10 protein-coding genes are annotated in these 13,553 nt (G+C 29.5%); 4 read left to right on the forward strand and 6 right to left on the reverse strand.

What is annotated here, in order from left to right; genetic code table 11:
- Positions 1–62 precede the first annotated feature (62 nt).
- Positions 63–1,244 (forward strand): glycosyltransferase, encoded by a 1,182-nt coding sequence (locus GQR92_RS00515; protein WP_158837288.1) that lies wholly within the window; start codon positions 63–65, stop codon positions 1,242–1,244.
- Positions 1,245–1,257: 13 nt separating this feature from the next.
- Here the strand turns inward: GQR92_RS00515 and GQR92_RS00520 are convergent, their stop codons facing one another.
- The 3 genes from GQR92_RS00520 to GQR92_RS00530 are packed head-to-tail and all read right to left on the reverse strand — an operon-like array spanning position 1,258 to position 7,075.
- On the reverse strand, positions 1,258–2,775 hold the full coding sequence (locus GQR92_RS00520; protein ID WP_158837289.1) for a glycoside hydrolase family 2 TIM barrel-domain containing protein: 1,518 nt from the start codon (positions 2,773–2,775) through the stop codon (positions 1,258–1,260).
- Positions 2,769–3,986 carry an Ig-like domain-containing protein gene (locus GQR92_RS00525; protein WP_158837290.1) on the reverse strand — a complete coding sequence of 406 codons (1,218 nt, stop codon included), beginning with the start codon at positions 3,984–3,986 and terminating at the stop codon, positions 2,769–2,771. Before GQR92_RS00525 ends, GQR92_RS00520 begins: the two co-directional genes overlap by 7 nt.
- Positions 3,986–7,075 carry a hypothetical protein gene (locus tag GQR92_RS00530; RefSeq protein WP_158837291.1) on the reverse strand — a complete coding sequence of 1,030 codons (3,090 nt, stop codon included), beginning with the start codon at positions 7,073–7,075 and terminating at the stop codon, positions 3,986–3,988. The genes GQR92_RS00525 and GQR92_RS00530 overlap by 1 nt, the downstream gene beginning before the upstream one ends.
- Positions 7,076–7,256: 181 nt before the next feature.
- Here GQR92_RS00530 and GQR92_RS00535 point away from each other — a divergent pair, with 181 nt between their 5' ends.
- The 3 genes from GQR92_RS00535 (at position 7,257) to manA (ending at position 10,132) form a co-directional block, all read left to right on the forward strand.
- On the forward strand, positions 7,257–8,411 hold the full coding sequence (locus GQR92_RS00535) for a response regulator (protein ID WP_158837292.1): 1,155 nt from the start codon (positions 7,257–7,259) through the stop codon (positions 8,409–8,411).
- A 74-nt stretch (positions 8,412–8,485) separates the two neighbouring features.
- Positions 8,486–8,896: a hypothetical protein gene (locus tag GQR92_RS00540; RefSeq protein ID WP_158837293.1), complete on the forward strand. Its 411-nt coding sequence runs from the start codon at positions 8,486–8,488 to the stop codon at positions 8,894–8,896.
- A 6-nt stretch (positions 8,897–8,902) separates the two neighbouring features.
- Positions 8,903–10,132 carry a mannose-6-phosphate isomerase, class I gene (manA, locus tag GQR92_RS00545; RefSeq protein ID WP_158837294.1) on the forward strand — a complete coding sequence of 410 codons (1,230 nt, stop codon included), beginning with the start codon at positions 8,903–8,905 and terminating at the stop codon, positions 10,130–10,132.
- A 1-nt stretch (position 10,133) separates the two neighbouring features.
- Here the strand turns inward: manA and GQR92_RS00550 are convergent, their stop codons facing one another.
- From GQR92_RS00550 to GQR92_RS00560, 3 genes are all read right to left on the reverse strand, one after another.
- Entirely contained in the window at positions 10,134–10,493 is a 360-nt protein-coding gene (locus GQR92_RS00550) for a hypothetical protein (RefSeq protein ID WP_158837295.1), read from the reverse strand.
- A gap of 3 nt (positions 10,494–10,496) precedes the next feature.
- The gene (locus GQR92_RS00555; RefSeq protein WP_158837296.1) at positions 10,497–10,880 is read right to left on the reverse strand and encodes a YchJ family protein; all 384 of its coding nucleotides are present in this window, start codon (positions 10,878–10,880) and stop codon (positions 10,497–10,499) included.
- Positions 10,881–11,119: 239 nt separating this feature from the next.
- On the reverse strand, positions 11,120–13,537 hold the full coding sequence (locus GQR92_RS00560) for a glycoside hydrolase family 2 protein (RefSeq protein ID WP_158837297.1): 2,418 nt from the start codon (positions 13,535–13,537) through the stop codon (positions 11,120–11,122).
- Between the last annotated feature and the right edge of the window lie 16 nt (positions 13,538–13,553).

Genomic DNA, 13,553 nt, shown 5'->3' on the forward strand with positions numbered 1-13,553 from the left:
AGCTTATCTAAAAGAAAATAAAGTAAAAACCTCAAATTTGTAGTATCATAAAAAAAAAGAATATGAAATTAGCCATCGTAACAGCATACCCACCAAGTAAAGTAACTTTAAATGAATACGCGTATCATTTAGTTAAGAGCTTTAGACAAAGTGAAAAAGTAAGTGAATTAATTTTGTTAACAGACGAAACGCCAGAAGGAAAAGATATTAACTTTACAGAGAATGGATGCAAAATTACGGTAAAAGAATGCTGGAAATTTAATAGCTATGTAAACATTATAAATGTTACCAAAGCTATTAATTTAACAAAACCAGATGCTATATTGTTTAACTTACAGTTTATGAAGTTTGGTGATAAAAAAGTGGCTGCAGCTTTAGGTTTGGCAATACCAATGGTGTGTAAAATTAAAAAAATACCAACTATTGTTTTATTACACAATATTTTAGAGCAAGTAGATTTAGAAAGTGCAGGTTTTACCTCGAATAAATTGGCTCAAAAAGTATATAATTTTATTGGTACATCTTTAACCAAATTAATTTTAAAAGCAGATTTAGTGGCTGTAACTATGGATAAATATGTTACTACTTTGGTTGATAAATACAAGGTAGATAATGTGAAAATGATTCCTCACGGAACTTTTGAAATTCCAGAAAATCCGTCTCAAGAATTGCCTGAAGGTCCTTTAAAAATTATGACTTTTGGTAAGTTCGGAACTTACAAAAAAGTAGAATCTATGATTGAGGCTGTAGAATTGGTAAGAAAAGAAACAGGCTTAGATTTAGAAATTGTAATTGCAGGAACAGACAACCCAAATGTACCTGGTTATTTAGAAAATGCACAAGAAACTTATAAGCATGTACCGCAACTTACTTTTACAGGATATGTAGAAGAAGAAGAAGTAGCACCTTTGTTTACAGAAAGTGCCGTAGTTGTTTTTCCGTATACGTCTACAACAGGTAGTTCTGGAGTATTACACCAAGCAGGTAGTTATGGTAGAGCAGTAGTAATGCCTAATTTAGGTGATTTAGCTACTTTAATTGAAGATGAAGGCTATAGAGGTGAGTTTTTTGAACCAGAAAGTGTAGTAAGTTTGGCAAATGCAATTAAGGCAATTGTAACTAATGATGCATATAGAATTCAATTAGGGGAAGCTAATTACAAGGCTGCAACGGCGTTTCCTATGGAAAGAATTACAAATATTTATTTAGACGAATTCAATAAAATTATTGCTAAAAAGAAATAATGATTGCTATAAATTATTCTTTAGAAATATATTTATAAGACAATTTCTTTTTACCAGAACTTGTAATAAATCCGAATTTTTTCTGTGGATTTGTTCGCCAAGGAAGTCTCCCTAAAACTTCTTTAGGTACGTTATCAAAATCATATAAAGTCCATGACATAAAAGGAATTTCATTTTTTGTCATGACTTTTTGCATTTCTTTATAATAGTTTGCTTGTTTTTCTTCAGAACCAACAAAAGGTCTCCAGAAACCGCCATAAGAAGACAAACCAAATTCTTGTAAAATAATAGGTTTCTCTTTTATTTCTTCTTTTAGTTTTAGGTATGCTGTTTCAAAATTTTCAAGTTTATCATAATAATGAAAAGAAACAACATCTACTTTATCTTTTAAAATAGTTGCACTTTTTGTGTTAGACCAACCAATAGTTACAGGGTGTTTTGTATCAATCTTTTTAATAAGAATAATCATAAAATCTAACCAAGCAGTTACATTTGTTTTTCCTCTAGAGTTAAAATCTAAGTTAGGTTCATTTTTAACATCCCAAGCTAAAATAGCTTCATGATCTTTAAAGGTTTCTACAATTTTTTCAGCATGTCTTTGGTTTAAGGTCCAATCTAAAACATCGTAATTTCCATAAAAATCAAACAAGGTAACCACTACTTTTAAGTTTTCTGCGAATGCAGTATCTAAAACTTTTTTAAGTTTTTCTAATTTATCAAATTTAACATTTGCTTTTCCAAAATCTTCATACGGAACAAAAATTCTAATGGAATTTAAGCCTGCTTTTTTAATAATTCTAAAATCGTTTTTAATAATGTTAATGTCAAATTCATCACCATACATATTCCAAGGTGTGGCTTGCGGGTAATAGTTAATTCCTTTTATGTTAGAGAAAGCAATAGGGGTTTTTACAAGCGAATCTTTAATTTTTTTAGAAGCTTCTTTTACCACGTGTCTAATACGCCAAAAACCATCTTCTAATAACAAAACATATCTATAGGTAGAAACTTCTGTAGTTTCTAAAAGTAGTTTTTTGTCTTTAAAAACCTTTTTATATTCTAAAGCATTGGTATCTTTTAAAACAATTAATTGTCCGTCTTCACTAAAAAATTCAATATCTAAATGATGCTCTAGAGTAGTGGCATCAATGGTTATTTTTTCTGATTTATTATTCTTTATAAGTTTGTAGATATTTTTTCTTGCACTTTTAGTAAAATAATCTTCTATACCAACTTGTGTATTGGTTTTGTAGGCTACTTGTTTTACATACCAAGCATCTAAATAATCGTTTTCAACCGCATTTATTTTTTGCAAACTTATTTTTCGTCCTTCGTTACCATCATTTTTCCATGTAACTTTTGGTAAATATTGTTCTGCCTGTTTAACTTCTGTGTGCAACATTTTACTTCTGTCTGCACCTGTATTTAAAAAACTGTACAAAGAGCTTACTAAAAATAAAAGGATACCAATTATGGCCATATAGGTGAGCATTAAAACACCTCTAAGAATTCGTTTATTTGTTTTTACCATAATTTAAAACTTTTAAACTCTTTTTTTATTCCTGCGGTTTCAATATAAATTGTGTACAAATTATTTTCAAAAATATTTGGATCTAAGTAAAAACTTGCAAATCCATTTTGAGATTCTTTAAAAAGCTCACTAACAAGTGTATCGTTTTTGTAAATGGTTAGTTTTACAGACAATCCATCCGGAATTATTTGATTCATAAAACTTTTTAATGGGCCTACTTTTATAGTTCTGTTATTATCTAAGAAAGCAACTTGGTAATCTTCTATTACTTTTTTGTATTTAATTTTTAAAACGTTACTCTCTGCAATACCAATAAAATACGCTTTTATACTCCATTGATCTTCAAAATCTGGATGAATAATTTTTGCATGAGCAACCCCATTTAATGTAGTACCTGTTGTTTTTAAAATACCACCGTTTTTATTGGTGATATAAAATTCTACATAACTACCATCACTTACAATATTGTTGTTTTTATCTTTTATGGTAGCGGTATACAAGGTTGTTATTTGATTACCATCTGCATATTCATGATTTCTACTCACATAGATTTTAAAATTTGTAGCGATGGCAGGCATAATATTTACATCAAATTCTTTAGAATTTAAACCAAAAGATTCTGATGAAATAATCATTCTTCCACTTTTTTTAGGCGAATAAATATTTCTGTATCCAATTAATTTATCGGTTGAAATAGCTTTTGATGTTTCTGATTTTAAAAACTGATATTTTACATCAACTTTACTATCATCTAAAATAGGATTATCTAAACTATCTGTTGGTATCACGACTAACATGGTGTAATCTAAACCACCAGCATCTATACTTGGTGGACCTAAATAAGTTTCTATTGATGCTGGTTGGTGCAGAGAATTAATGGTGATATTCCCCGAAATATCTTCTGCTGCATTGATGATTTTCCAAGATAAAATGCCTCTTTTTTTGGATAGAAATTTAGGGATTTCAAAGACCGTTTTTTCATTTGTAATTGTAGGTTCTAAAACGGTTGCACCATAACTATTAGCACAATATAATTGATAAATAGAATCGGTTTGTACGGTAAACTCTAGTATAATTTTATCATTTACATTAAAAGTGTTTTTTGTTGATAGTAAAGAAATAGAAGCTTGCTTAGTGGTTGTTTCTTGCGCAAAGAAAGAAACAATGACTACTTGTAAAATGGTTAGCAAAAAAAGTTTTTTTAATTTCATTATTTTGGATTACCGATATACATACTTAATTCTATTTTAATATAACTAAAAAGCGGATGTTCTACTTTTTGCAAATTACCAATGGTCTGATTTTTAATTCTGTTTGGCATTATTTTAAAGGCAATATCTTTATTAGGCAATCCATTTACAAAACAAAAACTCATATCATCATTAATTATTTTGATGGTTGGGTTTAATGGTATTGGGTAGCTAAAACGGAGTTTACGCTCTTGACGTATTCCTTCTTTTAAAAATAAATTATCTACCCAAATCATTTCTTTATTTTCGTTGTAAAAAGTAATAATCATTTGCGGAACCGTAATTTCTTGAATTCCGCTATTAAATAAAGTTCCGTTAATTTGATTTGGAGTGATGCTTATTTCACTTAAAACAATGTCTTTAAATAAATCTGAATTAGTTGTGTTTCCTGCGGCTTGTAAATTAAACTTTGTAGGTTGTTCACTTAATTCCACAGGTGTAAATTCGTCTGGATTAAATGTTTTAGGAATTGAATCTTTGGTTTTAGACCAAGCAATACCTTCAAAATTAATTCTAAAAGCACTAATTTCTTTAGGCATTAATTTATGCTTTAAAATATGCTTTGCATTGTAGGTTGCTAATTCTTTATTATCGTCATTATAAAGTGTCCCTTTTAAAACAACATCTGCAGGTACATTGTCTATATTTTGTACTTCGCCAATAATAGCATAGCGTTTGTTAAATTTTATCAGTTTGGCAGAAACAATCTCTAAAACAGGTTGTTTTAAAACATCTTCATGATGCGTTTGTTCTGTAGTAATTCTTCTTCTACCTTGATTAAAATAACCTGTAGTATTTTTAGAATAGAGTTGGTCTGGTGGTAAATCTATCGATTTTCTTGTAGGCTTTAAATACCATTTTCCTTTTCTTTTAACGGCCGTTTTAATTTCGGTTTTAGATAGTTTTTCTAAAGGCGTAATCCATTTGGTTTCTACTTTTAAAGTAGCCATACTATCCGTTTCTTTTTTTATTTCTGTGGTAATTGCATCTAATTTTGCATACGAACTTAGCAAACCATCAGTAACAGAAATTTCTAATAAATATTGAGCGCGTGTAAGTTCATCCTCTGGATCTATATAAGTAAAACTTTTATTCAATTCTTTAAAATCGATGGCATCATAATAAGCTTTTACAACATTTTCTGGAGACCTTTGTGTTTCGTTTTTAATATAAAACATATAACACGCATAGGCAATTACAAAGATTAAAACCACTGCCCAAATATGCAATGCTCTTAAAACAATTCTAGGAAATTTAAGGTAGTCTACTTTAAATTTAAAATAAACAGGTACAGCTTTTACTTTTGTTTTTAAGCCATTTACAAACAAGGATTGTACATTTAAAATAAAGGCAATTAAAACCGTTAAAAAAGGAATGACACCCCAAATTATTTTTACCCAAGCAGGCACATCTTCTTTAGGTAAGATTGAAGAAATAGGAGGGACGTTCAATTTTTCCCAAACCATAATTCCGTTTTCTAACTGAGATAAACGCTGCCATCCGCAGAAAAATAAAACCGGATCGTAAAATTTATCATTCGAAAAAATATATTTTAAATTGTATTTTTCTGGCGTAGTTAAAAATTGTTGTAAAGAACCAATACCCGCAACTCCTTTAAATTTAGAGTTTTCTAAACGTTCTATAGGTCTTGTTGTTAACTCGGGTAAACGTCTTGCAGAGTGGTAATTACCATCTACACTCATGGCATTTGTTTGCGCTGCTAACCAAGCCATTTGATCTCCAAAACCGAGTGTTAAATACCGCCACTGATCATGAGAATCTTGACTCAAAAAATTAACAATAGGTAGCATTTTTATTTTTTGAGGTTGAGACGGTCTAAAGTATCCTAAACTCATAGTAAAAATAACCATAGAAACATAAGCACCCGCTAAAAGTCCACCTAATAATCGATGATAAACGGCTCCGAATTTATCTTGAATTAATGTTTTTAAATCTCCTTCTACAAATCGGTAAATAAATTCACCAAATATTGGTATCGACATGATAGAACCCCAAAGCGTAAACCTATCTAAGGTTAAAATATTAAAGGCTGTTTCTCCTAATATTATTTTAGGTATAGGTGTTGTTCCACCCGTTCCTAAAATAACCAACATTGTAAAAGACAAACCAAAAAATAAATAACGTTTGCTAAAATATCTGTAAAATATATACGGTAGAATAAATAATAAAATTCCCCATGGAATGGTAAAAAACACCAAACCAGAAGAAGTTACCTCAATAAAACTATCTCTAGAGCCATGCGGAATTGGTACTTGTGTAATGGGGTTTAATTTTGAATTCATCCAATAGGGAAAAATGCAAAAAATAATAAGGAATAAAGAAGAGAAACCAAACGCTAAGTTTTTCTTCAATTGTTTCATAAATGTTTTTAGAAATAATAAAAGCGTAACCTCTTTATAAGAGTCTACTTCTTCTCTAGCAACATCCATAATTACAGTTCCTATTAAGGGAAAAATAAAAAATAACATTCCAAATATAGGCGTAACATGATGAGAGGTTACGGTAACGGCAATTAAAGAAAGGGAAGTGAAAAAGAATTTATACTTACCCGTTTTAAGCCATAAATAAATTTCGGGTAACGAATGCATTAAAACTGAAACACCAATAATACTCGGCAATTGACCAAAAATATGCAAGGTTTCTACAAAAGATGAAGAGAAAACGGCTAAAATAGCTGCATAACCTGCAACCGTTCTGTTAGATGTTATCAATAAAGAATATCTATAAGATCCGGTAACAAAAAGAACAATAGCAATTAAGGCCACTGTAAACATTCCGAATTTTAATCCTCCAATTAAGGATAAAGCACCAATGGTTTGATGTACTAAAGGCGGGTAACTCTGTACCGTAAAACCAGTATACCACTTGTAATTCCAAGGTTCAAACCAACTGTGGGCATAATGGTCTGCAAAAAATAAATGAATTAAAGCATCATATGTAGTTTCTAAGGTAAAGAAAATAGAAGAACCATGAAATAGTACCGCTAATAGAATTGCAGTAATTAAGTATTTATTAGATTTTTCTTTCATTTACAGAACGTTCGCTTATAAGAATGTAAATATAAAAATTTTTAAGGTTAGTTTTTTTTTATTAGTCTAAAGTAAACTACCTTTCAACAGAGTTAAATGACCTTTAATGACCAATTTAAAAAGAATAAAGTAGAACTAAAGTATTTTTGCCGTGTAATTAATAAATAAAAAAGCTTCAAACATGAAAATATTAGCGATAGATGATCAGAAATTAGTCTTAATTCCATTAGAAAGTAGATTAAAAGAAATGGGATATGAAGTAATTACAGAAACAGATGGAATAAAAGGAATTGAATTATATGATTCTTTTCAGCCAGATTTAGTTATTGTTGATATAAATATGCCTACTATTTCTGGGTTAGATGTTGTAAGACATATTAGAGAAGTTAAAAAATCAAATACACCTATTATGATTTTATCTGGTAACACAGATGATGAAATGATTACGGAAGGTTTTGAGTTAGGGGTAAATGATTACATGAAAAAACCTTTGAGTTTAACTGAAGTTGGTTTAAGAACAAAAAGGTTAATTGGTGCTCCAGATAATATGGATCTTACCAAAAAATACTCAAATACCATTATTCAAGAAAGATGTGTTGGCGTGGTTATACCTTGTTATAATGAAGAGGAAAGGTTACTAAGTAAAGAGTTTACAGATTATATAGATAAAAACTCTGGATATCATTTGTGCTTTGTAAACGACGGAAGTAAAGACAAAACACTAGACGTTTTAAACAAGCTAAAAAAAGGAAGAGAAGATTTTATTACCGTGTACGATTGTGAAAAAAATGGAGGTAAAGCAGAAGCAGTAAGACAAGGGATGCTCTATATGGCTAAACAAGTAGATTTAGATTATATAGGTTTTTTAGACGCTGATTTATCTACAGATTTAGCCGATTTTGATGATTTAGTAACCACTATTGAAAATAATGCGAAGTATAAAATAGTAAGTGGTTCTAGAATTAGTAGAATGGGAGCCAATATTACCAAAGAATCTGCAAGAAAAATTATTAGTATGACGATTAATTTTATCATCAGAAAAATTCTTTCTATGGATTTTAAAGACACACAATGTGGTGCTAAAATTTTTCATAAAGATGTTATTGATGTTTCTTTTGGTGATAAATTTGTAACACAATGGATTTTTGATGTAGAAATTTTTAGAAGAATCACACTACATTATGGCTTAGATAAAGCAAAAGAAATGTTGTGTGAACAACCTTTAAAAAGATGGATTCATGCAGATGGATCTAAGCTATCTATGAAAGATTCTGTTAAAATTGTTGGGCAATTAGGTCAGATAGCTTGGTTTTATAGAAAAGGTAAAAAAAAGTAATTCATTAAAAACGATAAGTAAATCATTTTATAAAAGAGTATTAAAGAGTGCCGAAACTATTAGAATAAAGAAATATGAAGAAAGGAGTAATTGTAGTTTTCGAAAAAAAAGATATAGATGTTTTAGAGAAATTACCTTTAAAATCATTTTTTAACAAACATTTTAAAATTTGCCTAGTTAATAATGGCAATGACAATAAAATACTAAAATTATTATTTAAATTAAAAGAATCTTCTAAATTTGACATTTCTATTTTAAACTTAAGAAAAGAAAAAGCATCAATGGCAGCCGTAAAAGCAGGAGTACGTTTTTTGTCTAAAACAGAAGACATTAATTTAATAGTGCACACGCCGCCGAAAAATATTTTTAACAAAAGTCTGATGAAGGAAATGTTAAAAATATCTGATGATGATTTAGCGCTTAAAATAGATGAAAGAGTATTACTAAGAAAGGTATATGCACTTGAAGAATTAATAAATTGTTAAATAAAGATGGTTGAAAATTTAGGCAAAAAGGACAATAAATTTTATAAGATAGTTGGGCAGGTACAGTATTATGATTGGGGTGGAAAAAGTTTTATTCCTAATTTAGTTTCTGAAAAAAATGAAGCAAATACAACGTATGCAGAATATTGGTTAGGTGCCCATTTAAAAGCACCATCAAAAGTAATTACAGCTAAAGGAAGTATTTCTTTAGATCAGTTTTTAAATGAAAACCCGATTGAAAATTTAGGAGCGGATGTTGTAAATAATTTTGGAAAATTACCCTATTTATTTAAAGTTTTAGATGTTGATAAGATGCTTTCTATACAAGTACATCCAAGTATTGCAGCTGCAAAAAATGGATATAAAAAAGAAAACGAAATAGGTATTCCATTAACAGCAAGTAATAGAAATTTTAAAGACGAAAATCATAAACCAGAAATAATGATTGCTTTAACCGATTTTTGGTTGTTACATGGTTTTTTAGAACAAGAAAAATTAGTAAAAAATTTAAAAGAAACCGCAGAATTAAGTTTCTTGTTAACTACTTTTTTAGAAGATGGTTATTTAGTCCTTTATAAAAAAGTGATGGAATATAGTCAAAAAGAAGTAAATACAATTCTTAGACCTTTGGTAAAACGTATTCTTCCTAAATTTATAAAAAATGAATTAGAGAAGTCTTCCCCAGCTTATTGGGCAGCTAAATCATTAGACAATAAAGATTCTGAAGATATCGATAAAGGAATCTTTTCTATCTACTTTTTTAATATTTTAAATTTAAGTAGAGGAGAAGCAATTTTTCAGGATGCAGGTGTGCCTCATGCCTATTTAGAAGGTGTAAATATGGAGTTAATGGCAAATTCTGACAATGTATTAAGAGCAGGATTAACCAGAAAGCATATTGATGTTGAGGAGCTTATAAAAAACACAAAATTTGAAGAAACGATTCCTAATATTTTAAACGGAGTTGAAAATAAAGCAAATGGTGAAGTTGTTTTTAAAACCATTGCAAAAGATTTTGAATTAAGCAAAATTGAATTAAAAGAAGCAATAACTCATACTTCTGTTTCTAATTCTGTAGAAATATTAATGGCTTTAAACGGAGCTGCTACACTTTTACAAGGTGATGAATCTATTGCTATAGAAAAAGGACAAGCAATACTTATTAAACCAAATACTTCTTATAAAATTGAAACAAACTCTCAAGTAGAAATATACAGGGCAAGTGTACCTAAATAAATTAATTTAAAACTGTTTTAGAGTTTTTTACTCTAAAACAGTTTTCCATTCCCAAAAACTTGGGGTCTCCAAGTTTTTCAGACCAAAAACCTTCTAGAATATCTTTATTTAAGCATTTGTAAACGACAGTGCCTTTAAATATTTTATCATTATAACCTTTATAATTAAAGTTGATAACTAGAATATTATCCTTAAAAAAGCCTGTTCCATATTGTTCTTGAGTATCATGAATCAACCATTTAGCAATAATTCTATGATTAGTATCTAAAGACAAATTAAGAGCTCCTTTATAAGAGTTTTTTTCATCATCTTGATTGCTTCCAATAATAGAAAATGTACCTACTAAATCTTCAACTGTCATTTTTTATAAATATTTGACTTCATTTTTTGCATCTAAATATACCCAATATCCATTTTCTTTACAAAAAGTAGAATTTTCTTGTATACTTTCTAAATTTCCGTTTTCTAAAAAGAAAGCATTAAAACGCACGGTGCTTTCTGTGGAGTTTATTATTTCTAATTTAACCCATTTTACAGATTTTGTCCATTTTTCTAATTCCTTGTATTCTTTTTTAGAAAGTCTTGTAGTACTATGATGACTTTTGTGTAAATATTTTATATCAGCTAAAACAAAAGCACTGTATCTAGAGCGCATTAATTGTTCTGCAGATGTAACACTCTCTATGTTATTATGTGCTTTTTGGCAACAATCTTTATAAAGTTTTACAGGATTACAAGGGCAATTCATTTGTTTTTATAATCTTTAATTAGAACCCCTTTTTTTTATTAATTAATAAAGGTTTTTCTGTTTTAAGCAAAAATACTTTTATTTATACATTTGTAAACCAAAATTGCTGTAGTATTTATTTGAAGAGTTTAAATTTATACAGTTAATTGTATGAATATATTCTATCAAAAAAAAAAAGAAACCCCACTATTTAATAATAAATTATGAGATTTCTTTTTCAAATTAATCAACTAAAATTTTTATTCAATGGTAAGATAGGTTCCTTTAAAATTTTGGTTTAAAACCATCATTTTTAATGGTTTATTTTGTGTGTTCCTTTTAACTTCAATAGAAGCTTTACCGTTTGCCATTTGTATAGATTCACTTCCTGTTGGTGTTCCTAAACTCTTCATAGTTTGGCCACCAGATAAACATTGAAAATAAACTCTGTCTTCATAATCTAAACAACGTAATCCTTTAGAATCGTGGGCAATGGCAGTAACTAAATAGTTTCCATTTTCTAAGTTTGTGTAAGATAGTTTTAACCCTTTTGCTTTTCCGTTTTTTGTATATCTATAGTTAACAATTAATTTGTCTGATACTATTTTTCCGTCTGTAGTTTTACCCTTAGAAACCAATGTGTTTTCACCATCTTTAAATTGCAAACTCCAATTTAAACCAGCAGCCGGAAATTGTTTTGTATTTCTTGTTTTTGTACCTAAACTTTTTCCGTTTAAAGATAATTCTACCTCTGTACAGTTACTGTAAACACTAATGTCTCTTGCCAAACCTTTTGGTCCCTGACGCTCTGTCCAGGTATGAGATTCAATATACGTAAATGGATCTTTACTCCAGTAACTTTTAAATACATAAAATGCATCTTTTTTATTGCCATCTCTATCTACCAAACCTTTCTGATTCATGTAAGGAATAGCATTTTCGGGTCTTAATGGTGTACCAAAATCTTTAAAAGCCCATTGAATATTCCCAACAAAAGTGCTGTCATTTTCAGAGATTCTTAAATGCCAATCAAACAAATCTACAATGTAGTTTTCACTCCAATCTCCAATTTGCGCAATATTAGCAACATCTGTTTGTACAATTGCTTCTTCCCAACCATCTGCTTGAATCTTTCCTTCTCCCGTAATTGGGTTTTCTGTATGACGACCTAAATGACTAGAACCACCATATTCTGCATGTAAGAAAGATTTGTATTCTTTTTTATATTGATCGATGGCTTTTTGATAACTTTTATAACTTCCAGAATACCAACCAGACCAAATAGAAGGGGAGAAGACGTCTACAATATCTGCACCTTCATAATACTTTCTAATAGCAGTTTTTCTAGTTGGGTCTAATTTATGTGATAAATCGTTTATTTCTGATAAAAATGAATTCATTTCTTTTATATCTCCTCCATTTTCAAAATCGGGCAACCAATACATCTCGTTTCCTAAAGACCAAATAATAACACTTGGTCTATTGTAGTTTTGGTTGATAATTTCTGTTAACATGTTTTTGGTGTTTTTTTTCCAATTGTCATTACCAACACCGCCTCTGCACCAAGGTAACTCATCCCAGACTAATAAACCTAACTCGTCACAAGCTTTATAAACTTCTGGGTCTTGTGGGTAGTGTGCCAAACGTACAAAGTTAGTTCCCATTTCTTTAATGAGTTCCATGTCTGCTCTATGTTGCTCGTTGCTCATTGCAGCACCAACACCAGCGTGTTCTTCATGTCTGTGAGTTCCTCTTAAAAGTAAGCGTTTTCCGTTTAAAAAAAATGCGCCATATTCTTTAAATTCAAACCATCTAAAACCAACTTTATCTGAGATTTTATCTGTAGTTATTTCATTTTTATCAACTAAAGAAACTTCAATTGTGTATAAGTTAGGATTTTCGGTATCCCATAATTTAGGGTTTTCAATATTTTTAAAATTGATTTTTGCTGAATTATCTGCAACCGAAAACTCTTTCTCTGTAACTGTTTTTCCATCAGCATCTATTAAAGAAGCTTTTATTTTAGAAGTATTATTAGCGTTTACAACATCTACGGTTCCTTCTAAATTTGCTTTTTCATTAGAAACATTTGGAGTTATATATTTTAAATTTGCTAAATGTGTTTTTGGTTTTGTTTGCAGCCAAACGTCTCTAGTAATTCCTCCAAAGATAAAGAAATCACTTTTTTGTGATGGAATAATTTCTGGGTCATAACTATTATCAGCTCTAACTATAATTTCATTTTCACCATTTTTTAGTGCATTAGAAATATCAAAAGTAAAACCAATGTAACCACCAATATGGGTGCCTATCTTATTCCCATTTACATATATTTTAGAGGTTATATTTACACCTTCAAAATACAATTCGTAGATTGTGTTAGGGGTAAGAGAAATATCAATCGTTTTTTTATACCAACTGCCACTTCTTCTATAACCAGGCTCTAAATCTGTTGCATCTAGACTATTCCAAGAATGAGGTAAATTTATATTTTTCCAATTATTAGTATTTAAAGCTTCAGAAATGTTTTCGGTATCATTTTCTAAATACATCCAATTTAGGTTGATATTGGTTTTTGTTCTTTCTATGGTTTTATTTGTAACATCTTTAGAAGTACATGAAAATAGAATAAAAGTACATATAGTTAATAAGTGATAGGGAGTTGTTTTTAAAATCATATTTAATGTTTTATAG

Source organism: Polaribacter sp. L3A8 (assembly GCF_009796785.1).
Lineage (GTDB): Bacteria > Bacteroidota > Bacteroidia > Flavobacteriales > Flavobacteriaceae > Polaribacter.